Source organism: Erythrobacter sp. SCSIO 43205 (genome assembly GCF_019904235.1).
Lineage (GTDB): Bacteria > Pseudomonadota > Alphaproteobacteria > Sphingomonadales > Sphingomonadaceae > Erythrobacter.
Genome location: NZ_CP063202.1, coordinates 1,144,617 through 1,169,192, shown reverse-complemented (window position 1 = coordinate 1,169,192; position 24,576 = coordinate 1,144,617). Strand labels below are relative to the sequence as shown.

The following is a 24,576-nucleotide window of genomic DNA, read 5'->3' as shown; positions in this document are numbered from 1 at the left end:
GGCACCCTTACCATGAGCACTCAATTCAAAGTCGCCTTCATCGGGCTTGGCGTTATGGGCGGTCCGATGACCGGGCATCTGGCGCAGGCAGGCTTCGATGTTACCGCCTACAACCGATCACCGCAGCGCGCGGCAAAATGGCGCGAAATGTGGGAGGCCGAAGGGCTCGCCATAGCCTTTGCCGACACACTCGCTGAGGCAGCAAGGGGCGCCGATGTCGTGTGCACCTGCGTTGGCAATGACGAGGATTTGGCGAGCGTCACCACTCAGGCGAATGGCGTGCTTGAAGCAATGGGCGAAGGCGCGCTTTTGATCGACCACACCACTACGTCCGCCGACATGGCCCGCACCCTTGGCAAGGCGTGCGCGGACAAGGGCATCGCCTTTGTCGATGCGCCCGTCAGCGGAGGGCAAGCGGGCGCTGAGAACGGCCAGCTTGCGATCATGTGCGGCGGTTTGGATGAAGCGATGGAGCGCGCGCGGCCCGTGATGGAGCCTTACGCCAAGGCTATCGTTCACGTCGGCCCAATAGGCGCCGGGCAGACCGCGAAGATGGCGAACCAGATGTGCATTGCGGGCGTGCTCGGCGGCCTTTCCGAAGCGATCCGGCTGGCGCAGGGCGCAGGGCTGGACCTTGATAAAACCTACGAAGCCATCTCGGGGGGAGCCGCGCAAAGCTGGCAGATGGACAACCGCTGGGCGACCATGACGAGAGACGAGTTCGAGTTCGGCTTTGCCATCGACTGGATGCGTAAGGATTTGGGCTATGCGCTCGAAGAAGCGGGGCGTCTCGGACTCTCCTCCCCCATCACCGCTCTGGTCGACCAATTCTACGCCGAGGTGCAAGCGGCAGGCGGCAATCGCTATGACACAAGCGCCCTCATCACCCGTCTTCCCAAAGGCAGTTAGTTCATGAAACACCTCCCTCTTGCAAGGCTGTCAACTTTGGCCCTTTTGGCCGCGAGCGCTGCCTTTAGCACCACCCATGCCCATGCTAACACATTGATTTACAACGTTAATGGTATCACCATTGACGAAGAAGGTAAGGTGATACGCTTTGCTGAACTTGTCTTTGACGATGAAGGCATCATCACCCATGTTCTGGAGCGCGCAGAAGAACGCCCGCAAGACATTGACTTTGCCATGGACGGCGAGGGTCAGGTGCTCCTTCCCGGCATGATCGACGCCCACGTCCACGTCATGGACATCGGCTTTGCAGCGCTCACACTCGACTTGTCCGACACGGGCAGCCTCGAAGAAGCGCTCGCCAAGATCGCACAGTTTGCCGAAGACAATCCGGGTCGCCCGTGGATCCTTGGGCGCGGCTGGAATCAGGAGAAATGGGGCCTTGGCCGCTTTCCCACCGCCGCCGAGCTTGATGCAGTGGTGTCCGACCGCCCGGTGTGGCTCGAACGCGCCGACAACCATGCCAATTGGGCCAACAGCCTGGCGATGGAGCGGGCCGGAATCACGGCGAACACGAAAAGCCCCGATGGGGGCCGCATCATTCGCGATGAAAACGGCAATCCGACCGGCGTCTTTATCGACGCAGCAAGCAGCCTTGTCGCAGGCAGCGTCCCCCCGCCCCGCCCCGAAGACCGCGATGCCGCCTTTGCCATGGCGCAGCAAAAACTGCTCGCGAACGGGATTACAGCGGTTGCCGATATGGGCACGCCCGTGGTCGACTGGATGACGTTTCGCAGGTCCGCTGACCGGGGCGATTTGCGCATCCGCATCATGGCCTATGCCGACAGCCCGGAGGCGATGGACCTCATCGGTGGCCCCGGCCCAACGCCTTGGCTTTACGAGGACAAATTGCGCCTCAACGGGATCAAGCTTTACGTCGATGGAGCGCTGGGTTCGCGCGGCGCGACCTTGAAAGAGCCCTATCACGACGAGCCCACAACGCGCGGCATTGCGATCACCAGCCCGGCTCAACTGCGCAACCGCATGAGCCGCGCTGCGATGGACAATTTCCAGACCGCGATCCACGCGATTGGCGATGCCGCCAATGCCGATGTGCTAAGCGCGATTGCGGAGCTTTCCGACACCTACACAGGCGACCGGCGCTGGCGCATCGAGCACGCTCAGATCGTCGACCCGGCTGACCTTCCGCGCTTTGGCGAACATGGCACCATCGCCTCGATGCAGCCGCTCCACCAGACCAGCGATATGTTCATGGCCGAAGCGCGCCTTGGCGAAGAGCGCCTTGGCGGGGCCTATGCGTGGAAGAGCATCATCGAGGTGGGCGGGCGCATCGCCTTTGGTTCGGACGCGCCGGTGGAACCTGCCGATGTGTTTGCAGGCATGGCGGTTGCCATCACCCGCACCGACGCACAAGGCAGGCCCTTTGGCGGCTGGCGCGCGCATGAGGCAGTGAGCCGCGAGCAGGCCTTGGCAGCCTTTACCGCCGATGCTGCTTTTGCGGGCTTTGCCGATGGAAAATTTGGCCGCCTTGTGCCGGGCGAACGCGCCGATTTCATTCTGGTGGACCGCGACCCTCTGCTCGCCTCACCGAGCGAAATTCGAGAGACAAAGGTCAATGAGGTCTATCTGGCAGGCACGCGCGTATTTGCCCGCGAATAGCGACTATTCGGCGGGTTGATCGCTTGGCTTTGTTGTCTTCGGCGGTTCTTCCGAAGTGTCGTCTTCAACCTCCACCTTGCTTTTCTTCATCGCTTTTTCCTGAAAGCGCATGATGAGAAGCGAGCCTTCGAACAGCAGCAAAAGCGGGATGGCGAGGATTACCTGCGTGCCCGGATCAGGCGGGGTGACAATCGCGGCCAGAGCCACGATCCCGACAATCACGTAACGGCGCGCGGCCACCAGTTGATCGCGCGTCACAATCCCTGCGCGGTGGAGCAGCAGGAGCAGCACGGGGAGCAGGAACGTCAGCCCAAATGCCATGATGAACTGCATCACGAGGCTAAGATATTCACCCGCCGAAGGCAGCGCCTGCACCGCAAGTCCGCCAGTCTCACCGCCAAACCCCAGAAAGAACAGGAACGCGAGCGGCATCACCACGAAATAGGCAAGCGCCGCCCCCCCGATGAAAAGCACCGGGGTCATAATGAGGAAGGGCAGAAATGCGCGTTTTTCATTGGCGTAAAGGCCGGGAGCCACAAAGGCCCAAAGCTGGTTCGCGATGATGGGGAAGCTCAGCATGAAGCCGCCGAACAGGCCTACTTTCAATTCAACAAAGAAGATTTCGGGAAGCTTGGTGAAGATGAGCTGGCCCTCGCCTTCGGGAAAGGCGTCTTTCAAAGGCTGGACCAGAAATCCGAGGATATAATCGGCGAAGTAAAAGCAGATGCCAAAGCCGACGAGCAGCGCGAAGATCGAGCGCATCAACCGGCTGCGAAGCTCGATCAAATGGTCGAGCAGCGGGGCTCTGGTTTCGTCGATGTCCTTGATTTCAAATGGCATATGCGCCGCCTAGTCCTGCGGCTTGGCCGGGGTGTCCGGCGCTGGCGGTTTGGAAGGCGTAGGCGCTGGCTCAACCGATTTGGCTTTCTTAGCAGCGCTTTCAGCATCCGCCACAGGCGGCGGGCCAGTCATCACGGGCTCACCCTTTTCCGCTTCAACGGCCTCTGCCGACTTTTTCATGATGGCCTCGTTCTGGGCCTTCCACTTTGCCTCCATATCCTCAAGCTCGGCCTCGCGCACCATGGCATCAATCCCGGTGCGAAAATGCGAGGATACACGCCGCACCTTGCCGATCCAGCGGCCCGCATGGCGCATCGCCAAAGGCATATCCTTCGGCCCGATCACAAGGACCGCGACGATGATAATCACCAGTATTTCTGCAGCTCCAAGGTCAAACATGGGGCGTCAAAGCTTTCAGTGAGGGTGAGACGAAAGCGGCATTCAGCTTGAAGGCTCGCTCTTTTCAGCGGTCTTGGCCTCACCAGCTTCTTTGGCAGGGGCTTCGATCTGGCCTTTGGGCTCGTCTTTGCTGTTCGCCTCTTCACTCATGCCTTTTTTGAAGCTGCTGATACCTTTGCCGAAATCGCCCATCATCTCCGAAATTTTGCCGCGACCGAACAGCACGAGGATGACAATCGCAAGGATGAGGACTTGCCAGATACCAATTTGGCCGAACATAGGATTTCTCTCTTAATTGCCCTTGGAAGGGGGTGGTTGCGTGCTCAGTATAGGCGCTTCAACGCAATCATGCCAGTGACACGAGGCTTGGTGCGCGCAATTCACTCTGATGAGGGCGCAGGCTCGCAGGATTGCGCATCATTTTGGGCGGTTTCCTCGTCCTCATCATCGTCTGCGCCCATCGCCTGTTCAAAGGCATCGTCGACCGGATCAAGCAGGCCAGAGGCGCGCAATTCGTCAATGCCGGGCAGGTCGCGGCGCGAGGAGAGGCCGAAGTGGTCGAGGAATTCGGGCGTCGTCGCGTAAATCACCGGGCGGCCTGGCACTTCGCGGCGGCCGGCGAGTTTGATCCAGCCTGCCTCCATCAGAACGTCCAATGTGCCCGAACTGGTCTGAACGCCCCTGATCGATTCGATTTCGGCGCGGCTGACAGGTTCGTGATAGGCGATGATGGCAAGCACTTCGGTGGCCGCGCGGCTGAGGCGGCGGACCTGCTCTTTTTCGCGGCGAAGCAGATGCGCCATGTCGGGCGCGGTTTCGAAATGCCAGCGCTTGCCGCGTTCGACCAGATGCACGCCTCGATCGGAGTAGTGTGCTTCGAGTGACTTAAGCGCATCACGAATAACGGCCTTGTCGCAGTCACCAAGGTGGGCGGACAGTTGATCGACATTCAGTGGCTCTTCAGCCGCGAATAGCGTGGCTTCAAGCCCACGTGTGATCTCATCGGTCGCTCGGTCGTCGTCTGACATCAGCTCTGCGCCTTTTCTCTCACGCGGCGAATGCGAAGCGGCTCAAACGCGCCTTCCTGGTCAATTTCCGCCTTGCCAAGGCGTGCCAGTTCGAGCGCTGCGACAAAGCTTGAGGCAAGCGCCGAGCGGCGCAGCGCGGGCTCTGCGTGTTTGGGGAGGAAGTCGCGCAAATCCATCCAGTCGAGCGTGACGCCAATCATTGCTGACACGCGGTCGAGCGCGCTGTCCAACGTCATCACTGGGCGATCAGACACATGATAAATGCGCGGCGCGGTGCGAGCCTTAACCTGACCGTAGGCCTGGATCAGCGAGAAGGCGTCGCATTTCCACATGGTCTTGCGATCAGTGCGCAGCCCTTCTGGCGACCCTCGCAGAAAGATGTCCCGCCCGATCCTGTCGCGTCCCATCAATCGCGCGCCCGCCTCACGCATCGCGCCGAGGCGCTGGAGCCGCAATTGCAGACGCAGCGCGAGTTCTTCGGGGCTAGGGTCTTCCTGCTCATCCTTAGGCAGGAGCATGGCGGATTTGAGGAAGGCGAGCCATGCCGCCATCACGAGGTAATCGGCCGCCAATTCCAGCCGCAAATCCTGTGCCTTCTCGATATAGTCGAGATATTGGTCGACCAATGCAAGGATGGAAATCTGTTTAAGATCAACCTTTTGGCGGCGCGCGAGGTCGAGGAGAAGGTCTAACGGCCCCTCCCAACCATCAAGCTCTAAGTAGAGCGCCTCTTCGCCTGGCTTAGCGCCCTGTTTGGCAGGATCATCGTCCCAGCCATCGGGCATGATCGCGCCGGGTTCAGGCGCATTCATCGCGCCGCCCGTCAGCATGAAGCCCTCTTCCTGGCGGGAGGTCATGGGAGGGCTCATGCAGCCTCCCCCGCGATGGCCAAAAGCGCATCGCGCTTGGCCAAAAGCGCATCGCGCTTGGCCAAAAGCTCGCTCGCATCTTCAGCAAGTGTGTCCGCCACGCGCGTCCCCTCAAGCGCCTTGGCCAGCCGCTCAGCAGCGCGGTCAGAGATTGTGGGCACGCGCTCACAAATGCCGACCATATCGCCCATCTTCGCCCAGCAATTGAGCACTATGTCGCAGCCCGCCGCAATTGCTTGGCTCGAGCGTTCCGGCACGCTGCCATCAAGCGCTTCCATGTCGATGTCGTCAGTGAGCAAAAGGCCGTCAAAACCAATGTCGCCGCGGATGATGTCGCTGATTATTGCCTTGGAGAGCGTCGCGGGAAGCGCCTCGTCCCATATGGGAAATTTGAGGTGCCCGGTCATGCCGATCAGTGCGCCGTTGAGCTTATGGAAAGGCTCCAGATCGCTCGCCAATTCCTCGGCGCTCGCTTGGACCGTGGGCATTTCCTTGTGGCTGTCGCACAATGCGCGGCCATGCCCCGGCATATGCTTGATACAACCGGTCACACCACCATCAGCGAGCCCGTCGAGTATCGCTCGCCCAATCGCGGCGACCTGCATCGGATCAGCCCCAAGCGAACGGTCACCAATCACATCATGCGCGCCCTCTTGGCGAAGGTCCAAAGGCGGGTGGTAGTCAACGGTGATCCCCATCGCGGACAGCTCCAATCCCATCGCCTTTGCTCCCACGCGTGCCGCCTCAATCGCGCTTGCGGGCGCCACTTGGTAAAGCCGGTCAAACGCCTCGCCACTAGGGTAAGCCGCCCAATGGGGTGGCCTTAGCCGAGCGACACGACCGCCCTCCTGGTCAATCGAAATCAGCAGATGTTCGCGCCCGTGAAGCGCGCGCAATTCATCGGTCAGTGCGCGCAGCTGCTCTGCATTTTCGCAATTGCGACCGAACAGGATGTAGCCCGCCGGATCAGCGTCGCGAAAAAACGCGCGCTCTTCCGCCGTCAGCTTTGTGCCAGAACATCCGAATATTGCCGGGACCATAGGGAAGAAATTGGCGGCGAGAATGGAAATGCGCAAGCGCAGTAACCATCCGTTGTGGCTATTTTACGGGGAAAATGCGCCAGAAGCGCGCGCTTTCCCTCGAAATAGCGGCCTGCTCAGCCCTTCACCTGACAATCAATGCCATCGGATTTGAGCTTTGCGCACAAGGAATTTGCCGATGCCCGGTCGCCAGCCACCGCTTGCAAGCGATAGACTGTGCCGATGTCCACCACACCCTCTTCGATGCGATAACGCAGGCCCGACAGCGCATCGGTGCGGCGGCTGATTTCATTCCAGCCCTGTTCAGCGCGCGCGCGGCTGGAGTAAGCGGCGAGTTGGACGCCCACCCCTGAGGCCGATGAACTTGAAGCAGAGGCGCCGGATGCTGCGCCAGAAAACGCGCCCGCGCCCTTGCCCGAACCCTGGCCCCCTGCATTGGCATTGCCATCGGTGTTCATCACGCCTTCGGGTGTGCCGCCTTCGGCCACCTTAGGCGCAACCGCGCCAGTACCGGCAAACTCCTTGCCTCCGGGGTCTTCTGGACGTTCCTTTATCGGGCCTTCAGGCGCTTCGATCACGCTGCCGTCGGCGGCGAGCGTCGCTTCGTCGGCTTTGCTGCCGAAGAACCAGACGGTCCCGACACCAGCGATCAATATCCCGAACAGGATCAGGCCAAGAAGGATGATGTGGGTGTGGTCGCTGCCGCGATCCTCGTCTTCTTCCTCAGCCTCAAGCCACGGAAGGCTATCCTCCGCTGATAAGTCCAGTTCGCCGTCAGCGCCCTCGACCTCTTCATATTCAGCATCGATAATCAAGGCCCATCACCCTTCAACAAAGCCCCCCCACCAAAGATGCGGCGGCTACATTTTGTCCACTGCCTCCACGCCAAGCACGCGAAGACCATTGCGAATAACCTGCCCGATTGCTTCTCCAAGGAAAAGCCGCGCCTGCGATATTCCGGGTGCTTGTTTCACAATGAAGCGCTTTTGCGTGTCAGTGTTACCCAAGGAATAGAAGGCGTTAAGGTCGGTTGCGAGGTCGTAGAGGTAGAAAGCGATCCGGTGCGGTTCACGCGCCTTGGCAGCGGCCTCCACCTCGCGCGGGAATTGCGCGGCGCGCTTGATGAGCGTGTGTTCCTCTTCGCCCAGCTCTGCGATGGCGTCAGCGGACGGCGTAAACCCTTCATCTTCCAACGCTTTACGCAAAGTCGATTGGATGCGCGCGTGGGCGTATTGGACGTACCAGACGGGATTGTCCTTCGACGCCTCGACCACTTTGGCGAAGTCGAATTCCATCTGCGCTTCGGGCTTGCGCGTCAGCATGGTGAAGCGCACGACGTCGCGCCCGACCTCTTCGATCATGTCCGCAATCGTGATGAAATTGCCCGAACGCTTGGACATTTTCACAGGTTCGCCGCCGCGCATAAGCTGGACCATCTGGACGAGTTTTACGTCAAACGGGGTGGGTGTGCCCTTCCCTTCGGAAAGCGCTGCGACAGCCGCCTTGATCCGTTTAACGGTTCCGGCATGGTCCGCGCCCCAGATGTCGATGAGCTCGTCGGCGCTTTCTGCCTTCTGCATATGGTAGGCAAGGTCGGCCCCGAAATAGGTCCATTTGCCGTCCGATTTCTTGATCGGGCGGTCCTGATCATCGCCAAATCTGGTCGAGCGGAAGAGCGGAAGCTCCACCGGTTCCCAATCTTCGGGCGGGGCCTTGCCCTTGGGCGCTTCGAGGACGCCGTCATAGACGAGGTCATGCTCGCGCAGCCACGCCTCTGCCGCATCAGGTTTGCCCGCTGCATGGAGAGCGGCTTCGGAAGCAAAGACATCGTGGTGGATGCCAAGCAGCGCCAAGTCCGCCTTGATGAGGTCCATCATCTTGTCGACCGCTTCAGCGCGGAAGTATTGCAGCCACTCATCCTCGGGCGCATTTTTGTATTTGTCGCCGAGTTCCTTCGCGAGATATTCGCCAATGGGCTTGAGGTACTCGCCAGGGTAGTAGCCTTCGGGAATCTCGCCGATGTCCTCGCCCAGCGCCTCGCGATAGCGAAGGTGTGCGGAACGGGCGAGCGTATCGACCTGACCGCCCGCATCGTTGATATAATATTCGCGCGTCACATCGTGGCCGGCAAATTCAAGCAGGCTGGCAAGCGCATCGCCCACAACCGCTCCCCGGCAGTGGCCCATGTGCATGGGGCCGGTGGGGTTGGCGCTGACATATTCAACGTTGACGCGCGTGCCTGCCCCCATTTTTGAGCGGCCATATTCGTCACCAAGCGTGGTGATCGCTTGAAGCTCATCGAGCCACACCTTTGGATCAAGGCGCAGGTTGATGAAACCGGGGCCTGCAATCTCGGCGCTGGCGATACCGGGCGCAGCCTCAAGCTTTGCAGCGAGGATTTCGGCCAGAGCGCGCGGGTTCGTCTTGGCAGGCTTTGCCAGAACCATCGCGGCATTGGTCGCAAGATCGCCATGCGAGGGATCGCGCGGCGGCTCAAGCGTGACGTTCTTGAACGAGGTGCCTTGTGGCAGAGCGCCATCAATCACCATCGCGTTAAGCGCGGTTTCGATCGTGGCTCCAAAGGCGGTGTAAAGGGTTTGCATATCAGTCATCTCAACAGCGCCGTTAGCGCAAAGGGCGATAAGGGAAAAGGGAAAGGCGGCGCAACAGGCTGAACGAGCCAGAATGACGCACCAAGCGTCGCAAGCGCGCCAAAAAGATTCCTAAGCGCTCGCCCCCTTCGACTGGCTGGCACGCCAGCCGCTCAGGACAAACTTCGCACGCGGGGGGGCAGCTTGCCTGCCCATCTGGCGAGGAGTTCGCCCGGATGAGCGAACACAAGCCCTAACGCGTGGCGTTATACGCCAGTTGCTGCTCAGTCAGTTGAAAGCCCACCAGCATCTCGAACCGGGTGCGTTGGATGGCGGCTTTCACTTCCGGATCAGCAAGCGGATCAAGCGCAGCATCGGCATCGCCAGGTCGCCTTTTGCGGGTGATTTTCTCGCGAATATCTTCAGGCAGCGTCGCAGCCGAGCGATCAACGTAAGCGCCAGCCTTCGCAGTGGTAGAGGCGCGCTCCTGACCATCTGCAAAGGTCAATGTCACCTCGCCGACACGCTTGGTCACTACCGCGCTTGAACCGCGCAGCACGGTCACGAAATAAGGCAAGGTTACCGTGCGAGCGCCGCGCACATCGGTGCGGCGGGCGCGAACGTCGAAGGTCGCCTCGGAATAAACCTGCTCGCCCGTGTCGTTGCAGCTTGCGCGCAAATTGGTGATCGCAGCGGTTACGTCGAGATTGCTCAGCGTCTGATCATTCGCGCTGCGAAATGTGGTGACATCGCCCGTGTAATCCGGAATCCCCACATCAGGGCAGGTCGAGAGCACGGCGGTAACCCCCACGCCTTGATTGACCACAAGATCACCTTCGCCCGCACATCCGGCGAGCGCTCCGGCGAGGAGGAGTCCGGCAAACGCTGGAGTAAAAGCGGATTTGCCCCGTTTCATGCGGAAATGCGTCATGAGAATGCTTGATCCCTCGTAAAATTCAATTGCCGTCGACGCGGCGTAATCTGTCCAATGTGTGGCTTACGCCCTAGCGAGCCGCGCAGCAAAGCGCTAGAGGGCGTTATATGAACGCGCCAGTAACTCAGAATGTAACGGATCAAACCATCCCGGCTTCAACGGAGCCATTGAACCTTTTGATCGCGGCCCCGCGCGGTTTTTGCGCAGGCGTTGATCGTGCGATTGAGATCGTGGAGAAGGCGCTCGAACGCTATGGCGCGCCCGTTTATGTCCGCCACGAAATAGTCCACAACAAATATGTGGTCGAGGGGCTGAAGGCCAAAGGCGCGATTTTCGTCAAGGAATTGGACGAAGTGCCCACCGATGCGCCCGTTGTTTTCAGCGCGCATGGCGTTCCAAAATCCGTGCCCGCCGAGGCGGAACGGCGCAATATGATCTACGTCGATGCGACCTGCCCGCTGGTGTCAAAGGTGCACCGTCAGGCCGAACGCCAGCTTGAAAAAGGGCGGCACATCATCTTTGTCGGTCACGAAGGCCACCCAGAGGTCATCGGCACCATGGGCCAGGTTGAACCGGGTCAAATGACGCTGGTTGAAAACATCGAGGACGTGGACAAACTGCCATTCGATGCCGACGAGCCGCTGGCTTATCTCACGCAAACGACGCTTTCGGTGGATGACACGCGCGAAGTGATCCAGGCGCTCGAATGGCGCTATCCCAATATCAGGGGCCCTAAGGCAGAGGACATTTGTTACGCCACCTCCAACCGTCAGGCAGCGGTCAAGGAATTGGCGCAGGATTGCGATCTGGTGCTGGTTGTGGGTGCGCCCAATTCGTCCAACTCGCTGCGCCTTGTCGAGGTTGCCGAGAGGCTGGGCACGCCGGGCAAGCTGATCCAGCGGGCTGATGAGATTGACCCATGCTGGCTCGATGGTGTCAACACGGTCGGTCTTACCGCAGGGGCTTCTGCCCCGGAAATACTGGTGCGAGAAGTGGTGGAGGCGTTGGCCAAGCTGCGCCCGATCAGCGAACGCGAAATCAAGCACACCGAAGAGAAAATGGTGTTCAAACTTCCCCGTCAATTGACAGAATGAGCCAAGCTCAATGGCGGTTTACACCCACCTTGGCGCAGAAGAACTCGCCGCGCTGATCGCGCACTATCCAGTTGGCGATCTGGTGTCGGCAAAAGGCATTGCCGAGGGCGTGTCCAACTCCAATTGGCTGATTGATACCGCGGGCAAAGATGGCTCTGCAACGCGCTTCATCCTTACCATGTATGAGCGGCGCATTGAGCTTGAGGATCTGCCCTATTTTCTGGGCCTGCTCGACCATCTTTCAGCCAAGGGCTGTCCGGTGCCGCGCACAATTCATGATCGTGACGGGGCAAGCTTTCGGATGCTCGATGGCAAAGCGGTTGCGCTGATTGAATTTTTGCCCGGCGTCTCACCCACAGAGCCAGAGCCCGCGCAAGCCTGTGCGGTGGGTGAAACACTGGCCCGCATTCACGCCGCAAGCGCGGACTTCGGGCTGTCGCGCACCAATACGATGAGTTTTGCCGACAATCTGGCGTGTCTGGAAAAGTGCGGCGGCGATGCGCTTGGCTCGATCCACCCCGATCTGCCAGCAATGCTGGAGCCAGCACGCGAGGCGGCGGCGCTGGACCTTAGCGCCCTTCCCCAAGCGCAAATTCACGCAGACCTGTTTCCTGACAACGTCCTGATGCTTGGCGACAAAGTCACCGGACTTATTGACTTTTATTTCGCGTGCACTGGAGCAATGGCGCTCGACCTTGCGGTGACCCATGCTGCATGGTGCTTCGATGGCGAGGGCAAATATGTGCCTGCATTGGGAGAGGCGCTGGTCAAGGGGTATAAAAGCGTTCGCGCGCTGGAGCAGGACGAGCAAGCGCTCCTCCCCCAAATCGCCAAGGGCGCGGCCATCCGGTTTGTCGCAAGCCGTGCGGAAGATTGGCTCGACACGCCAGACGATGCGCTGGTGACGCGCAAGGATCCGATGCAGTTTGTCGCACGCTGGCGCTTCTATAACGAGAATGGCGCGGATGTGTTTGCGTGATCTCATGCGATAAGGCACATGGATGCAATGCCAGTGAAGCCCAAAAAACAGGTGCAAATCTTCACCGATGGTGCGTGCAAAGGAAACCCGGGCCCGGGCGGCTGGGGCGCATTATTGCGGATGGGACGCCATGAAAAAGAGCTTTCCGGAGGCGAGGTAGACACCACCAACAATCGCATGGAAATGCTGGCCGTTATCAAGGGGCTCAACGCTCTTACTCAGGCTTGCGAGGTGGAGCTTTATTCAGACAGCAAATATGTGATCGACGGGATCACCAAGTGGGTCCACGGCTGGAAAAAGCGCGGCTGGGTCAATGCCAGCAAAAAGCCTGTTCGCAACGCCGATTTATGGCACGATCTGATCGAAGCCTCGGCGCGGCACGATGTCTCATGGCACTGGGTCAAAGGGCACGCAGGGCACGCAGAAAACGAGCGCGTCGATCAACTCGCCAGCAATGCCGCCGAGGCAATTGCGGCAGGCGAAGAGGTTTAGACCAAAACGCGAAAACGGGCGCACCGTTACCCGATACGCCCGCTTTGAAAATTCGCTTGGAAATCAGCGTTTAGCTGTTGTCTTCAATCGGAGCGTCCGGGCCGTTTTTCTTGATCGAGGCGATCGCGTTTTCAGCCGACGACTTGCTCGAATAGCCTTGGGTCGAGAACATCACTTCGCTGTTATAGCTAAAGCGCACGCGAAACTCGCCCGCATTGTCTTTGTAGATTTCAAATTTGTGAGCCATTGTTTTGAGAACCTTTTTTAGACGGTTGTACCCGGAGCCGCACCATACAGATCAAAGCGCTGATGGCTAGCCCGTCTTAACGGCTTTCCCGCTATAAAAACGCATTGGCGCGTAAACACTTGCATCAATATCGCGGGTCAATTCATCGCGCTCCAGCCCCAATATGATTTGCGAGGCGAGGCGCGCTGCGGCGGGCGCTGTCTGAATGCCAAAGCCGCCCTGCCCTGCAAACCACACGAAGCCAGTCACCTCAGGATCGGGGCCATAGATGGGCGTGCGATCGGGGGCAAAGCTGCGAAGCCCGGCCCAGCGCCGCTCGACAGCTTCGATCCGCAAATTGGTGGCGCATTGAAAGGCGTCGATGGCGCGGGCGACGTCGATTTCTTCGGGCGCTGCGTCGCATGGGAGCGATGGCGTTTCATCATGCGGGCTGAGCCAAATGCGGCCATTGTCCGATTTGAAATAGAAATTGCCCGAAATATCGAGGACCAGCGGCATATCGGCGGGCGCCCCTGGTCCAACACGCAATTGCGCAACCGTGCGGCGATAGGGTTGAATGCCGAGGGGCCGCGCTCCGGCAAGCTTAGCCAGCGGATCGGCCCATGCGCCCGCGGCATTGACCACGCGCTGTGCCCGAAATGTCTCGCCGCTTTGCGTAGTGATCTCCCACCCGCCGGCACTTTGCGAAAGCCCGACGACGCGCGCGCGGCAAGCAAGGCGCGCGCCGGCCGCTCTGAGGGTCTTCAAATAGTGTTGGTGAAGCCCTGCGACATCAATATCCGCGCACGCCTCTTCGTAAATGCCATCGCACCAGTCAGAGCGCAGCATAGGCGCGTGTGTGCGCAAAGTCTCGCCGCTGATACGTTCAATCGTGACACCTGTACCGGCAAAGCGCTGCTCGAAATCATCCAGAGCGCGCGTGTCTTGCCCCTGCCCGATGTAAAGCGCGCCGCGTTTGCGCAAAAAACCGTTCTCGCGAAGGTAGCGACCCGAAGGAAGCGTCAGGGGCACAATCTGCGGGCCGCCATAGCACTCTTCCCAAAAGGCCGCTGAACGCCCGGTCGAATGGTATCCGGGCGCATCTTCGCCTTCGAGCACGAGAACCTTGGCGTGAGGGGCCAGTTCTGCAGCTAGGCTCGCGCCCGCCATGCCCGCACCGACGATAGCAAAATCGTAGAGAGTGTCGTTCATGGAGCAGCAGGTGCCCGACGCGGTGCAACTTCGTCAAGGAAAGCAGCAATCGCATCCATTACACGCCGACGAACGGTGTCGGTTTCGCGCAAGACCTCGTGATGGGCCTCCTCGCCCAGTTCAAACAATCGCCCGTTGGGAAGCCGCTTTGCCGCGCGCACATTTGCCTCATGGCTGACAAGTTTATCGTCAGTGGTCGATACGATCAGAACGGGCAAAGTGACCCGTTCCAATGCGCCTGCACGCTCCAGCACGCGCGAGGAGGCAAAGCCGCGCTCAACCCAGCGCCAACTGGCAGGGCCCATCACGAGCTCTGGCCTAGTGTCGCGCCAATATTGTTCATCGGCATAACGCACCGGGTCATGGGTGAGCAGATTTGCGCGATTTGGAGGAAGCTCTCCGGGCTTTTCGCTCCATTTCCATGCCTGACGCGTGGGATCCCCTATCCACGTCATAAGTTTTGCCACGAGGTGCTGCACTATCAAAGGCACTGGCGGTCCCTGCATTCCAAGCATGGGCGCGCTCAGGAAACAGGCATCAGGCGGCGTATCGCCATCCAGCTTCCCATCAACCAGCGCGCGCATGATAAGGTGCCCGCCCATCGAGTGGCCTGCGATAATATGCGGCCCCGGAACCTGTTTGACCCACGCCTTCCAAAGATGGGCCAGATCATCGGTCCATATCGAAAAATCCTCGATGTGGCCGGTAAATGGGTCTTTACCCAGACGGCCTGAGCCTGCCTGCCCGCGCCAGTCCGACGCGGTCACACGCCAGCCATCGCGGTGCCATTCTTCAAGGCTTTCGAGATATTTCTCGTAGGCGTCGCCGCGTCCCGGCAGGAACAGAATAGACCCACGAGGGGGCTTGCCCTGCTCTGCGACACCCGGCCAATCAATCCGGCGAACAGCGGGGCCGTCAGCCAGCTTCCACGTACTTTCCCGTGCCATGGGCGGAATTGATCGGCGGTCGATCTGACTATGCGTTGGCTCAGCTTGGGGAGCGTTCGTAGTCGTCTCTTTAGTCATTGAAAGCAGCCGATCCCCAGCCTTCGAAAGTTTGGTTACTATTTGGTAAGCACTCACCTGTAGCACCCTTGGGAAAGAGACAAGACACGCCGGGCCAACAGGCACAGGCGAAAGACCTTCTCAAAGGGCACGAAAATGATGATGACCATCCAATACGGACTGCTGGTTGCCTTGGCAATTGCGCTCCTTTACGCCGCATTCACTGACATCCGCTCGCGCACCATTTCCAATGGCCTCAACATCGCGATTGCAGTGGGTGCTCCGGTATTCTGGTGGGCTAGCGGTCTGTCGTTCTGGCCCGACATCATCATGCAATTTGGCGTAGCGCTGGCAGCCTTTGCCGTTTTCGCGGGGCTCTTTGCCGTGGGCATGATGGGCGGCGGAGACGTGAAACTTCTGACCGTTCTCGCGCTCTGGATTGAGCCGTCGAGCTTCTTGCAGCTCCTCATCGTAATGGCCGTCGCCGGCGGCATTCTGACGCTGTTGATGGCGATGGTGCACCTCATGCGCCGACGCAAGGACAAGCTCGCCATTCCATACGGCGTTGCGATTGCCATTGGCGCCTTTTCGATCCTCGGCCCGCGCCTCAGCGAAATGCCGGTTCTTGCCTAAATCTTGCAATCAAGATGCGGCGTGAACCCGATTTTAACTACTTCAGTAATAACCACTGCAAGCATACCTGCCCGTAATGTCACGGGCCCACGAAGGGGGCTTATCAGCCATGGATAGGAAGAAACTGGTTCTGTTGCTTGGTGCACTCGTTGTCGCGATCGGCAGCGCGTTCCTTGCACGCAGTATGTTTTCAAGCGAGCCAGCGCCGATTGCAGCGGCTCAAGAAGAGCCGACCGGACCAAAAGTTCTGGTTGCAAACCGCGCATTGCCCGTTGGCACCATCATCACCGCCGATGCGATGGGCTATCAGCAATGGCCAGAAGAGCTCGTTCAGGATGCCTATTTTATCGAAGGCAATTCGGACATGAGCCAGCTTCTTGGCACGGTTGTTCGCTTTCCTATCACCGCAGGGGAACCTGTGACCCATGGCTCGCTTGTGAGCCCTGGTGACCGAGGCTTCCTCGCAGCAGCGCTTGGCCCTGGTATGCGCGCTGTTACCGTGGCGGTTTCTTCGGCTCAAAGCGCTGTTGCTGGCTTTATCTTCCCCGGCGACCGTGTGGACATGGTCTTGACTCAAGAGGTTGAAGGCGAAGGTCGCCCGCTCGCCGCTGCTGAAACTGTTCTTCGCAACCTTCGCGTTCTGGCAACCGACCAGGCAACCGAAAGCGTCACTGATGAAACCGGCCAGACTGTCGTTCGTGCTTTCCGCACGGTCACTCTCGAAGTGACCCCGCAGCTTGCTGAAAAAGTGGCGGTTGCGCAGACCATTGGCGAAATCACTCTCGTCTTGCGCTCTATCTCTGACAATCAGGCCGAGCTTGAGCGTGCGATTGCTTCTGGCGACATCAAAGTGCCCGAAAATGCGACTCCTGAAGAGGAAGAACGCATCCTTCGCGCGGCAATGACCAAGCCAACACAGGGCAAGTCCACCTATCAAACCGGCGGCGATGTCTCGCGCTTCCAGCGCAAATCCATCCCACCGCAAAACGATGGAAAGCGTGGCGGTGGTGGCAATACCGCTCCAAAGCGCGACGGAACTTTCGAATACAGGTCCGCCAAACCCGCTGCACCTGCGATGCGCCGAGGCCCCACCGTCCGTGTGATCCGCGGCAAGAGCACTTCCGAAGTGCCAGTAGGCAATGGGGTCGCCTCTGCAACTGGCCAACTCAACAACAACCTTGCGAACGGTGTCGGCCAAGCTGGCAAAACCGCTCCGGTTGGCCTGAGCACACTGCGGTAAGGAACACGAGAGATGTCAGCCGTCAAAAACATCAAATCCCAAGCGGTCAAACTGACCAAAGGGAATTCAGGGAAGTCCAAAGGGGGCTATACGATGAAAGCCAAGTTTCTTAGCCGAGCCTTGCTCGCCGGGATTGCAGCACTGCCACTGGCAGCGATGCCGAGTGCGACCGCAACGGCGCAACAGGTGGTCAGCCCCACCAAAGAGATCGTGCTTTCGATCGGACGCGGCGAGCTTATCGCTGTACCGGGCGCGATGGCCGATGTCTTTATCGCCAACGATCAGATTGCCGATGTGCAGATCAAATCGCAGCGCCAGCTGTACGTTTTTGGCAGAGCAGGCGGTGAGACAACCATTTACGCCAGCAACGCTCGCGGTGATGTGATCTTCTCTGCCAACATTCGCGTTGGCAATAACATCGGCAGCATCGACCAGATGCTCGCTCTCGCGATGCCTCAGGCTAAGGTTAATGTCGCTACAATGGGCACCAATACTGTGCTGTTGACCGGCACGGTAAGCGCCCCCGAAGATGCCGCCGAAGCGCAGCGTCTTGTGCAAGCGTTCCTTGGCGATGATGCCAATGTCATCACCCGCCTTAAAACGGCGACCCCGCTTCAGGTGAACCTGCAAGTCAAATTCGCCGAAGTCTCCCGCAGCCTCGTTCGCGAGATTGGCGGTAACGTCACCACTATCGACGGCGCGCAAGGCGGTTTTCGCGGCGGTGTTGGCACAGGCCGCGACTTTGTCGGAGATTCTGGCTTTAACACTGGCGGCCCCTTAAGCGTTGGCCCCGGCGCTAATGCCGTCAATGGTCAGCGTTTTGTAAGAGACATCAATGGTAACATCGTTGTCGACGAAGACGGCGTTCCTAAAATCGAAATCGTAGAAGGCACAGCCATCGGCTCGGTTGCCGGTGCTGCGACCACCATCGGCGGCCTCGCGCGTCTGTTTGGTACAAACGTGCTGGGCGCAATGGACTTGTCCGAGCGTCTTGGCCTTATCACCACGATCTCTCAGCCAAACCTCACCGCTTTGTCGGGTGAAACCGCAACCTTCTTGGCTGGCGGCGAATTCCCGATCCCGATTTCACAAGGTCTGGGCAATGTGGCGATTGAATATCGCGATTTCGGGGTGAGCTTGTCTTACACCCCGACCGTGCTTGCCAATGGCCGCATCTCGATCCGCGTGCGTCCGGAAGTGTCTGAGCTTTCATCGCAAGGCGCAGTGACACTGAACGGTTTCCAGGTGCCCGCCCTCACCATCCGCCGCACTGAAACGACGGTTGAGCTGGGCTCTGGCGAAAGCTTCATGATCGCAGGCCTTTTGAGCAACAATGCGCAAAACGCCCTCGACAAGGCACCGGGCCTCGGCGATGTGCCGATCCTTGGCAACCTGTTCCGCTCACGCTCTTTCCGCCGCGGCGAAACCGAACTTGTGATCGTCGTCACGCCATATCTGGTGAAGCCAGTGAACGAGCGCGACATCGTTTATCCAACCGACGGTTTCCGCGCAGCATCCGAGCTTGAGCAGTTGCTCCTCTATAAAGAGACATCGGGCAAAGAGGGCGAAACCCGCCCAATGCCATCGGCTGCCGAGCCTGATGCTCCAGAGCCTTCGGTCGGCAATATCGATCCTGCTGCCATCGTGCCTGCACGTCCCAGCAAGAAAGATCGCCGCGCCGACAATGACCGCAACAACCGCAAGCGGGATGGTGATGCACCTGCCCCCGGTTTCAGCCTCTAAGCCCTCAGCGAACAAAGGATTATCGTGATGAAAATTCTCAACACAAACAAGCTGACGGGCGCGATTGCTCTGGCTCTTAGCGTTGGTCTTGCAGGCTGCGCAGGTTCATCGCTGAGCGATTCGAACCCGTCGCTCAACTCGGTCCATCAGCCGGTGGTCTCGCGCAGCAACTTCACCCTTGATGTTGACACCACCCGCTCAGGTCTGTCGATCACCGAACAACAACGCCTCAATGGCTGGTTTGAGACAATGGACCTTCGGTATGGCGACCGCGTCACCGTCGAAGACCCGTCGGCAAACCCGGCGGTCGCTGATGCGGTGAATGAGCTTGCTGGCCGCTATGGCCTGATCGTCTCCGGTGTTGCCCCGGCAACGCCCGGCGCTCTTGGCGCAGGACAGGCCCGCGTTGTCATCACCCGTTCCAGCGCCTCTGTGCCGGATTGCCCGAACTGGTCCAACCAGTCCGACCGCAATTTCAAAAACGAGACGAGCGCGAACTATGGCTGCGCTGTGAACAGCAACATTGCGGCCATGGTCGCCAATCCTGAAGACCTTCTCGAAGGGCAATCAGGTTCGGGCGAAACCACCATTCTCACCAGCACGAAAGCCATCGAAACCTTCCGTGAGGCCCCGCCAACCGGCGCAGCTGGTCTTTTGGAAGCCAACCAGAACCAAGGCGGAGGTAACTGATCAATGAACGCTCCATGGAAATCAGGACTGCCTGGCAACCGCGACCCGTTTGCCGCCTATATCTGCGACGATGCAGCGCTTGATGTGCTGCGTCCGGTCGTCATCGAAATGGGCTGGCCACCGGAGAAGTGCAACAAGGGCGGGCTTCGCAATGCCGTTCAATCGCTTTCGGTAAGCGCAAGCCCCGCGATCCTCGTCGTAGACTTGTCGGAAAGCGGCGACCCGTTGAATGACATCAACGCTCTGGCTGAAGTGTGCGAGCCGGGGACGGTCGTGATCGCCATTGGTCAGGTCAATGACGTGCGCCTTTACCGCGACCTTCTTGCCAGTGGTATTCAGGATTACCTCCTCAAACCATTGAATGCACAGGCCGTTCACGATGCGCTGAACGGCGCATTGGCGGTGTTCACTGCTCCCAAGGGTGGCGAAAGCGATGCTGTAAAGCGTCACATCTCGACCGCTGTCGTTGGCACGCGCGGCGGTGTCGGTGCCTCCACAATCGCGACCTCGCTCGCTTGGCTGTTCAGCGATGAGCACAAATCGCCAACCGCTCTGCTTGATCTGGATGTGCACTTTGGCACGGGCGCTCTCGCGCTTGATCTGGAGCCGGGTCGCGGCCTTACCGATGCAATCGACAACCCCAGCCGGATTGACGGCCTGTTCATTGAACGTGCGATGATCCGCGCCAATGACAATCTCTCGATCCTGTCTGCCGAAGCACCGATCAGCCAGCCGCTTATGACCGACGGCGCCGCTTTCGTTCAGCTTGAGGAAGAATTCCGTCAGGCTTTCGAAATGACGGTGATCGATCTGCCGCGCAATATGCTGATCAACTTCCCGCATTTGCTGGCGGATGTGAACCTGGTGCTGCTCACCTGTGAGCTCACTCTCGCTTCTGCGCGCGACACGATCCGTGTTCTTTCATGGCTCAAGACCCATGCCGCGCACGCGCATCCTATGGTTGTAGTCAACAAATTCCAGCCAAGTGTTGCAGAGATCAGCAAGTCCGATTTCGAAGCCTCAATCGAGCGCAAGATCGACTTTGCCATTCCTTACGACATCAAGGCAGCATCGAATGCGGCCAAGCTTGGTCAGGTGTTTACCGAGGCCAACAAAAACGCAAAATCCACAGCGACCATCAAACAGATCGCAGAACGCATCATGGGCGCGAGCGAAGAAGATCTGGCCGCAATCACCGAAGAGAAAAAGTCGCTCCTTGGCGGCTTCGACCTCAAATCGCTGCTTGCGAAGAAGGATAAGAAAAAGGCGCCTGCTGAGGCCGCTGAGTAAACAGTGTTCCAGCGGCCCCTCCCACGCTCTTCATAGAGTGTCATCGGGGGCCGCCGGATCATCGCACACCGCATGAATAGCGCAAGCGCAAGAGACACGAGCAGGACGAGATCGAGATGGACATAGTGCAAACCCTGCTGATCACGGTGGTGATCTTCCTCGTGATTGTCGGTGGCTACACGCTTTTGTCGGGCCCCAGCATGGGCAAGGCACAAAAGCGGCGGCTTGAAGCGGTGCGTTTCCGCTATTCGGACAGCGCTGATGCGAAGATGGAATCGCAGCTCAAAAAAGCGATTGCCGCGCGCAAACCCAAAGCGCACAAGGTCGCAGGTGCCGGATCGCGGGTGGAAGCGCTCGAAATGCGGCTGGACCGCACCGGCAAAGGCTGGTCGCTTTCCAGCTATATCTACGCATCACTCGGGCTCGTTCTTGCCATTGGTGTCGTTGTCTTTCTGCAAAGCCGTTCGCTGCCCATGTCGCTTGGTGTGGGCCTCGTAATCGGACTTGGCCTGCCACATATGGTGGTCGGTTATTTCATCAAGCGACGTACGAATGAGTTTGTCTCTAAATTCCCAGACGGCATTGAGTTGCTCGTGCGCGGCCTTCGCTCAGGTCTTCCCGTGGCAGAGACACTGCAAGTGGTGGCGGAAGAAATTCCGGGCCCTGTCGGCCTTGAATTCAAAGGCATCGTTGAGCGGATCAAAATCGGTAAGACGATGGAAGATTCGCTTCAGGAAACCGGCGACAAGCTGGGTATTCCTGAGTTCAACTTCTTCACCATCACCCTCGCCATTCAACGCGAGACCGGTGGTAACCTTGCTGAGACCTTGTCCAACCTTGCCGACGTTTTGCGCAAGCGTTCGCAGATGAAGCTCAAGATCAAGGCAATGAGCTCTGAATCGAAGGCATCGGCCTATATCGTGGGCTCGCTCCCCTTCATCGTCTTTGGCCTCATCTACTGGATCAGCCCTGATTATCTGGGCCAGTTCTTCGTCGATGATCGCCTGATTGTCGCTGGCCTTGGTGGCCTTGTGTGGATGAGCATCGGGGCCTTTATCATGGCCAAGATGGTCAGTTTCGAAATCTGATCCGGGAGGGAATTCAAAATGCTTGATCAACCAACCGGACCAACGCTCCTTGGCTTTGACGTCATCCTTGTCGGGAGCATCCTTGCAGGATTGGCCGCCTTTGCCGTCATCATGGCGATCTATGCTGCGGTGACGATCAAGGATCCGATGGCCAAACGCGTCAAATCTCTGGAAGAGCGCCGCGACGAATTGAAAGCCGGGATCGTCACCGGAGGCACGCGCAAGCGCGCCAGCCTCGTGCGCAGGTCTGACACCACCGACAAGGTGAAAGACAGCCTGGGCAAAATGAACGTGCTCGAAAAGAGCCAGATCGAAGAGGTGCAGCAAAAGCTCGCCCACGCCGGGATCCGCAACAAGGAACTCGCCGTGATCATCATTGGTCTGCGCGCGGTTCTGCCGATCATCTTTGGCGCGCTGGGTTTTGTCCTGTTCTACTGGCTCGACGTGCTCGATTTTGGCGAGGGCTCGATCAAGAAGCTGTTCGGTTTCGCCGCTCTCGTCGGGCTTGGCTACAAAGGGCCTGAGCTTTACCTCTCCAATCTTGCCAGCAAGCGCACCGCCGAAATCCAGAAAGGCCTGCCTGATGCGCTCGACCTTCTGGTGATCTGCGCCGAAGCGGGTCTGACCGTGGACGCCGCCTTTAACCGCGTGGCAAAGGAACTGGGCCGCGCCTATCCTGAGCTTGGCGATGAATTTGCGCTCACCGCGATTGAACTCTCGTTCCTCACCGAACGCAAAATGGCGTTCGACAACCTTGCTTACCGCGTCGACCTCGAAGCGGTGAAAGGCGTTGTCACCACCATGGTTCAAACAGAACGCTATGGTACGCCGCTTGCCTCGGCCTTGCGCGTGCTCTCTGCTGAATTCCGCAACGAGCGCATGATGCGCGCCGAAGAGAAAGCTGCACGTCTGCCAGCGATCATGACCATTCCGCTGATCATGTTCATTCTGCCCGTGCTCTTCATCGTGATCCTGGGCCCGGCGGCCTGTTCGATCTCCGATGCTCTGGTGGCACCGCAAGAGTAGCACCAGACACCGACAAACGAAGAGGGCCAGTGCGTTACCCGACGCGCTGGCCCTTTTTGGTTCACTCTTTGGGGAAGCTCGCCAAGGCCCCTGCCCGCGCCCTTAATTTGGCAAGCATTGATCGAAGCGCAGCTTCCTCTGCGTCATCAAGGCCATCCAGCAAGTCGCGCTCAGTCGCTTTGGCAAGCGGCATGACTTCGCGGTGGATGCCCTGCCCCTCATCAGTCAAAGCCAGGAGATGCGAGCGGCCATCCGCCTCATTCTCGACCCGCGCGATAAGCCCGCGTTCTTCAAGCACTTTGCACGCCCGGTTGACCGCAACCTTATCCATCAAAGTCGCCTCAGTGAGGTCGCGCTGAGTCATGCCGCCGTCCTGAGTGTGTGCATCGCCCAGAACCGCAATCACCCGCCATTCAGTGACCTTCAAACCAAATCGCGAACGATAGCGCTGCGCGATCAGACCGCTCACCGCGTTCGAGGTAATGGAAAGCTGATAAGGCAGAAAGCTGGCGAGTTGATTGTCACCGCTTTTGAAAGAAGTGTCCTGTGTCATCGGATGCGGTTTCCCATGAAACCAGTCTTCAGACAAGACAGCACGCGATCAGCTCTGTTTGCGCCCTATTCGTAGGCCCGTGTCTCCCACCAGGGATAGAAATCAGGCATATCCTCGCTCACCTTGCCCGGATATTCAGGGGCGCGCTTTTCAAGGAAGCTTGCAATCCCCTCTTTCGCATCAGCCCCGCGCGACAGGCGATAGATCGCGCGGCTGTCAATCTTATGCGCTTCCATCGGGTGATCGGTATTCATCAAGCGCCACATCATCGCCCGCGTCATAGAGACAGAGACGGCAGAGGTGTTTTCAGCGATTTCACGCGCGATGCTGCGCGCCTCAAGCATAAGATCATCGGGCGCGTGGATGGATCGCACAAGCCCGCCCGCTTTCGCTTCCTCAGCATCGAAAACGCGGCCCGAATAACACCACTCCAATGCCTGAGAGATGCCGACAAGGCGCGGCAGAAACCAGCTTGAGCACGCCTCTGGCACGATGCCGCGCCGCGCAAAGACAAAGCCATAGCGCGCATGAGACGCTGCAAGCCGGATGTCCATCGCCAGCTGCATTGTCGAGCCAACGCCCACCGCCACACCATTGCACGCAGAAATCAGCGGCTTCTTGCTTTCAAACAGGCGCAGCGTCAAAAGCCCGCCGCCATCGCGCACGCGTTCATCAGAAAGATCATCAACCTGCGTGGGATCGGAAAATACGTGCCCTCCCCCTTCCGGCGTCAGGTCCGCACCTGCACAAAACGCGCGCTCTCCGCTACCGGTAAAAATCACTGCACGCACATCGTCATCGGCGTCAATATCATCCATCGCCGCCATGATTTCCTCACCCATGATGCGGGTGTAGGCGTTCATTTTCTCCGGGCGGTTCAATGTAATCGTTGCGATGCCATCGGTCTTATCGACGAGAATTTGCGTGTAGTTGCTCATTGGGTTCCCTCTCTCGTTTGAGACACTTGAGACACTGTTCAAGGCGACAAAAAACCCGCCCTTCGCGAACCTGGCATCCCA

Annotated in this window: 26 protein-coding genes; 12 read left to right on the top strand and 14 right to left on the bottom strand. The window is 58.9% G+C overall.

All coding sequences use genetic code 11. The features are described 5' to 3' along the window. Positions 1–12: 12 nt before the first annotated feature. On the top strand, positions 13–909 hold the full coding sequence (locus INR77_RS05465) for an NAD(P)-dependent oxidoreductase (RefSeq protein ID WP_223072932.1): 897 nt from the start codon (positions 13–15) through the stop codon (positions 907–909). Positions 910–912: 3 nt separating this feature from the next. Beyond that, positions 913–2,586 carry an amidohydrolase gene (locus tag INR77_RS05460; RefSeq protein WP_223072931.1) on the top strand — a complete coding sequence of 558 codons (1,674 nt, stop codon included), beginning with the start codon at positions 913–915 and terminating at the stop codon, positions 2,584–2,586. A 3-nt stretch (positions 2,587–2,589) separates the two neighbouring features. Here the strand turns inward: INR77_RS05460 and tatC are convergent, their stop codons facing one another. The 9 genes from tatC to INR77_RS05415 form a co-directional block, all read right to left on the bottom strand. Continuing rightward, positions 2,590–3,426 carry a twin-arginine translocase subunit TatC gene (gene tatC / locus INR77_RS05455; protein WP_223072930.1) on the bottom strand — a complete coding sequence of 279 codons (837 nt, stop codon included), beginning with the start codon at positions 3,424–3,426 and terminating at the stop codon, positions 2,590–2,592. A 9-nt stretch (positions 3,427–3,435) separates the two neighbouring features. Beyond that, a complete protein-coding gene (gene tatB / locus INR77_RS05450; RefSeq protein ID WP_223072929.1) occupies positions 3,436–3,825 on the bottom strand; it encodes a Sec-independent protein translocase protein TatB in 390 nt (129 codons plus the stop codon). Positions 3,826–3,867: 42 nt separating this feature from the next. Then, a complete protein-coding gene (gene tatA, locus INR77_RS05445; RefSeq protein WP_223072928.1) occupies positions 3,868–4,104 on the bottom strand; it encodes a twin-arginine translocase TatA/TatE family subunit in 237 nt (78 codons plus the stop codon). A gap of 101 nt (positions 4,105–4,205) precedes the next feature. Next, complete coding sequence (gene scpB, locus INR77_RS05440) at positions 4,206–4,853, bottom strand: SMC-Scp complex subunit ScpB (protein WP_223072927.1); 648 nt, start codon at positions 4,851–4,853, stop codon at positions 4,206–4,208. Continuing rightward, the gene (locus INR77_RS05435; RefSeq protein WP_255574000.1) at positions 4,853–5,638 is read right to left on the bottom strand and encodes a ScpA family protein; all 786 of its coding nucleotides are present in this window, start codon (positions 5,636–5,638) and stop codon (positions 4,853–4,855) included. The genes scpB and INR77_RS05435 overlap by 1 nt, the downstream gene beginning before the upstream one ends. A gap of 80 nt (positions 5,639–5,718) precedes the next feature. After that, the gene (gene nagZ / locus INR77_RS05430) at positions 5,719–6,762 is read right to left on the bottom strand and encodes a beta-N-acetylhexosaminidase (protein WP_223073422.1); all 1,044 of its coding nucleotides are present in this window, start codon (positions 6,760–6,762) and stop codon (positions 5,719–5,721) included. 116 nt (positions 6,763–6,878) lie between these two features. Continuing rightward, positions 6,879–7,577, bottom strand: a complete 699-nt coding sequence (locus INR77_RS05425) for an SPOR domain-containing protein (RefSeq protein ID WP_255573954.1) — start codon at positions 7,575–7,577, stop codon at positions 6,879–6,881. Between the two features lie 45 nt (positions 7,578–7,622). Beyond that, positions 7,623–9,374 carry an arginine--tRNA ligase gene (argS, locus tag INR77_RS05420; protein WP_223072926.1) on the bottom strand — a complete coding sequence of 584 codons (1,752 nt, stop codon included), beginning with the start codon at positions 9,372–9,374 and terminating at the stop codon, positions 7,623–7,625. Between the two features lie 232 nt (positions 9,375–9,606). Beyond that, a complete protein-coding gene (locus INR77_RS05415) occupies positions 9,607–10,269 on the bottom strand; it encodes a hypothetical protein (RefSeq protein WP_223073420.1) in 663 nt (220 codons plus the stop codon). A gap of 125 nt (positions 10,270–10,394) precedes the next feature. Between INR77_RS05415 and ispH the strand changes: the two genes are divergently transcribed. From ispH to rnhA, 3 genes are read left to right on the top strand one after another with little or no spacing between them, the layout of a single operon-like run. Continuing rightward, positions 10,395–11,381: a 4-hydroxy-3-methylbut-2-enyl diphosphate reductase gene (gene ispH / locus INR77_RS05410; protein ID WP_223072925.1), complete on the top strand. Its 987-nt coding sequence runs from the start codon at positions 10,395–10,397 to the stop codon at positions 11,379–11,381. A gap of 10 nt (positions 11,382–11,391) precedes the next feature. After that, the gene (locus INR77_RS05405) at positions 11,392–12,360 is read left to right on the top strand and encodes a homoserine kinase (RefSeq protein WP_223072924.1); all 969 of its coding nucleotides are present in this window, start codon (positions 11,392–11,394) and stop codon (positions 12,358–12,360) included. A gap of 27 nt (positions 12,361–12,387) precedes the next feature. Next, complete coding sequence (gene rnhA / locus INR77_RS05400; protein ID WP_223072923.1) at positions 12,388–12,852, top strand: ribonuclease HI; 465 nt, start codon at positions 12,388–12,390, stop codon at positions 12,850–12,852. Positions 12,853–12,922: 70 nt separating this feature from the next. Here rnhA and INR77_RS05395 read toward each other — a convergent pair whose 3' ends face one another. The 3 genes from INR77_RS05395 to INR77_RS05385 form a co-directional block, all read right to left on the bottom strand. Next, entirely contained in the window at positions 12,923–13,099 is a 177-nt protein-coding gene (locus tag INR77_RS05395; RefSeq protein WP_223072922.1) for a YegP family protein, read from the bottom strand. Positions 13,100–13,165: 66 nt separating this feature from the next. Beyond that, positions 13,166–14,290, bottom strand: coding sequence for an FAD-binding oxidoreductase (locus tag INR77_RS05390; RefSeq protein ID WP_223072921.1), 1,125 nt, complete (start codon positions 14,288–14,290; stop codon positions 13,166–13,168). Continuing rightward, the gene (locus tag INR77_RS05385; protein WP_223072920.1) at positions 14,287–15,315 is read right to left on the bottom strand and encodes an alpha/beta fold hydrolase; all 1,029 of its coding nucleotides are present in this window, start codon (positions 15,313–15,315) and stop codon (positions 14,287–14,289) included. Before INR77_RS05385 ends, INR77_RS05390 begins: the two co-directional genes overlap by 4 nt. Before the next feature lie 135 nt (positions 15,316–15,450). Between INR77_RS05385 and INR77_RS05380 the strand changes: the two genes are divergently transcribed. The 7 genes from INR77_RS05380 to INR77_RS05350 all read left to right on the top strand — a co-directional run bounded on the left by INR77_RS05380 (position 15,451) and on the right by INR77_RS05350 (position 23,004). Further along, on the top strand, positions 15,451–15,927 hold the full coding sequence (locus tag INR77_RS05380; RefSeq protein ID WP_223072919.1) for a prepilin peptidase: 477 nt from the start codon (positions 15,451–15,453) through the stop codon (positions 15,925–15,927). A gap of 109 nt (positions 15,928–16,036) precedes the next feature. Next, positions 16,037–17,167, top strand: coding sequence for a Flp pilus assembly protein CpaB (gene cpaB / locus INR77_RS05375; protein ID WP_223072918.1), 1,131 nt, complete (start codon positions 16,037–16,039; stop codon positions 17,165–17,167). Between the two features lie 93 nt (positions 17,168–17,260). Continuing rightward, on the top strand, positions 17,261–18,910 hold the full coding sequence (locus INR77_RS05370; RefSeq protein ID WP_223073419.1) for a type II and III secretion system protein family protein: 1,650 nt from the start codon (positions 17,261–17,263) through the stop codon (positions 18,908–18,910). A gap of 27 nt (positions 18,911–18,937) precedes the next feature. Beyond that, the gene (locus INR77_RS05365) at positions 18,938–19,600 is read left to right on the top strand and encodes a CpaD family pilus assembly protein (RefSeq protein ID WP_223072917.1); all 663 of its coding nucleotides are present in this window, start codon (positions 18,938–18,940) and stop codon (positions 19,598–19,600) included. 3 nt (positions 19,601–19,603) lie between these two features. After that, entirely contained in the window at positions 19,604–20,890 is a 1,287-nt protein-coding gene (locus tag INR77_RS05360) for a pilus assembly protein CpaE (protein WP_223072916.1), read from the top strand. 116 nt (positions 20,891–21,006) lie between these two features. Further along, positions 21,007–21,978 (top strand): type II secretion system F family protein, encoded by a 972-nt coding sequence (locus INR77_RS05355; protein ID WP_223072915.1) that lies wholly within the window; start codon positions 21,007–21,009, stop codon positions 21,976–21,978. Between the two features lie 18 nt (positions 21,979–21,996). Continuing rightward, the gene (locus tag INR77_RS05350) at positions 21,997–23,004 is read left to right on the top strand and encodes a type II secretion system F family protein (RefSeq protein ID WP_223072914.1); all 1,008 of its coding nucleotides are present in this window, start codon (positions 21,997–21,999) and stop codon (positions 23,002–23,004) included. A gap of 61 nt (positions 23,005–23,065) precedes the next feature. On the opposite strand, the gene INR77_RS05345 is transcribed toward INR77_RS05350, so the two are convergent. Beyond that, the gene (locus tag INR77_RS05345; protein WP_223072913.1) at positions 23,066–23,557 is read right to left on the bottom strand and encodes a MarR family winged helix-turn-helix transcriptional regulator; all 492 of its coding nucleotides are present in this window, start codon (positions 23,555–23,557) and stop codon (positions 23,066–23,068) included. A 65-nt stretch (positions 23,558–23,622) separates the two neighbouring features. Beyond that, entirely contained in the window at positions 23,623–24,495 is an 873-nt protein-coding gene (locus tag INR77_RS05340; RefSeq protein ID WP_223072912.1) for a crotonase/enoyl-CoA hydratase family protein, read from the bottom strand. Positions 24,496–24,576 lie beyond the last annotated feature (81 nt).

What these genes read in the sequence shown, in the direction of transcription:
- INR77_RS05465 (WP_223072932.1), top strand. Translation starts at nt 13, where the DNA reads ATGAGCACTCAATTCAAAGTCGCCTTCATCGGGCTTGGCGTTATGGGC.
- INR77_RS05460 (WP_223072931.1), top strand. Translation starts at nt 913, where the DNA reads ATGAAACACCTCCCTCTTGCAAGGCTGTCAACTTTGGCCCTTTTGGCC.
- tatC (WP_223072930.1), bottom strand. Translation starts at nt 3,426, where the DNA reads ATGCCATTTGAAATCAAGGACATCGACGAAACCAGAGCCCCGCTGCTC.
- tatB (WP_223072929.1), bottom strand. Translation starts at nt 3,825, where the DNA reads ATGTTTGACCTTGGAGCTGCAGAAATACTGGTGATTATCATCGTCGCG.
- tatA (WP_223072928.1), bottom strand. Translation starts at nt 4,104, where the DNA reads ATGTTCGGCCAAATTGGTATCTGGCAAGTCCTCATCCTTGCGATTGTC.
- scpB (WP_223072927.1), bottom strand. Translation starts at nt 4,853, where the DNA reads ATGTCAGACGACGACCGAGCGACCGATGAGATCACACGTGGGCTTGAA.
- INR77_RS05435 (WP_255574000.1), bottom strand. Translation starts at nt 5,638, where the DNA reads ATGCCCGATGGCTGGGACGATGATCCTGCCAAACAGGGCGCTAAGCCA.
- nagZ (WP_223073422.1), bottom strand. Translation starts at nt 6,762, where the DNA reads ATGGTCCCGGCAATATTCGGATGTTCTGGCACAAAGCTGACGGCGGAA.
- argS (WP_223072926.1), bottom strand. Translation starts at nt 9,374, where the DNA reads ATGACTGATATGCAAACCCTTTACACCGCCTTTGGAGCCACGATCGAA.
- INR77_RS05415 (WP_223073420.1), bottom strand. Translation starts at nt 10,269, where the DNA reads ATGAAACGGGGCAAATCCGCTTTTACTCCAGCGTTTGCCGGACTCCTC.
- ispH (WP_223072925.1), top strand. Translation starts at nt 10,395, where the DNA reads ATGAACGCGCCAGTAACTCAGAATGTAACGGATCAAACCATCCCGGCT.
- INR77_RS05405 (WP_223072924.1), top strand. Translation starts at nt 11,392, where the DNA reads ATGGCGGTTTACACCCACCTTGGCGCAGAAGAACTCGCCGCGCTGATC.
- rnhA (WP_223072923.1), top strand. Translation starts at nt 12,388, where the DNA reads ATGCCAGTGAAGCCCAAAAAACAGGTGCAAATCTTCACCGATGGTGCG.
- INR77_RS05395 (WP_223072922.1), bottom strand. Translation starts at nt 13,099, where the DNA reads ATGGCTCACAAATTTGAAATCTACAAAGACAATGCGGGCGAGTTTCGC.
- INR77_RS05390 (WP_223072921.1), bottom strand. Translation starts at nt 14,290, where the DNA reads ATGAACGACACTCTCTACGATTTTGCTATCGTCGGTGCGGGCATGGCG.
- INR77_RS05385 (WP_223072920.1), bottom strand. Translation starts at nt 15,315, where the DNA reads ATGACTAAAGAGACGACTACGAACGCTCCCCAAGCTGAGCCAACGCAT.
- INR77_RS05380 (WP_223072919.1), top strand. Translation starts at nt 15,451, where the DNA reads ATGATGATGACCATCCAATACGGACTGCTGGTTGCCTTGGCAATTGCG.
- cpaB (WP_223072918.1), top strand. Translation starts at nt 16,037, where the DNA reads ATGGATAGGAAGAAACTGGTTCTGTTGCTTGGTGCACTCGTTGTCGCG.
- INR77_RS05370 (WP_223073419.1), top strand. Translation starts at nt 17,261, where the DNA reads ATGAAAGCCAAGTTTCTTAGCCGAGCCTTGCTCGCCGGGATTGCAGCA.
- INR77_RS05365 (WP_223072917.1), top strand. Translation starts at nt 18,938, where the DNA reads ATGAAAATTCTCAACACAAACAAGCTGACGGGCGCGATTGCTCTGGCT.
- INR77_RS05360 (WP_223072916.1), top strand. Translation starts at nt 19,604, where the DNA reads ATGAACGCTCCATGGAAATCAGGACTGCCTGGCAACCGCGACCCGTTT.
- INR77_RS05355 (WP_223072915.1), top strand. Translation starts at nt 21,007, where the DNA reads ATGGACATAGTGCAAACCCTGCTGATCACGGTGGTGATCTTCCTCGTG.
- INR77_RS05350 (WP_223072914.1), top strand. Translation starts at nt 21,997, where the DNA reads ATGCTTGATCAACCAACCGGACCAACGCTCCTTGGCTTTGACGTCATC.
- INR77_RS05345 (WP_223072913.1), bottom strand. Translation starts at nt 23,557, where the DNA reads ATGACACAGGACACTTCTTTCAAAAGCGGTGACAATCAACTCGCCAGC.
- INR77_RS05340 (WP_223072912.1), bottom strand. Translation starts at nt 24,495, where the DNA reads ATGAGCAACTACACGCAAATTCTCGTCGATAAGACCGATGGCATCGCA.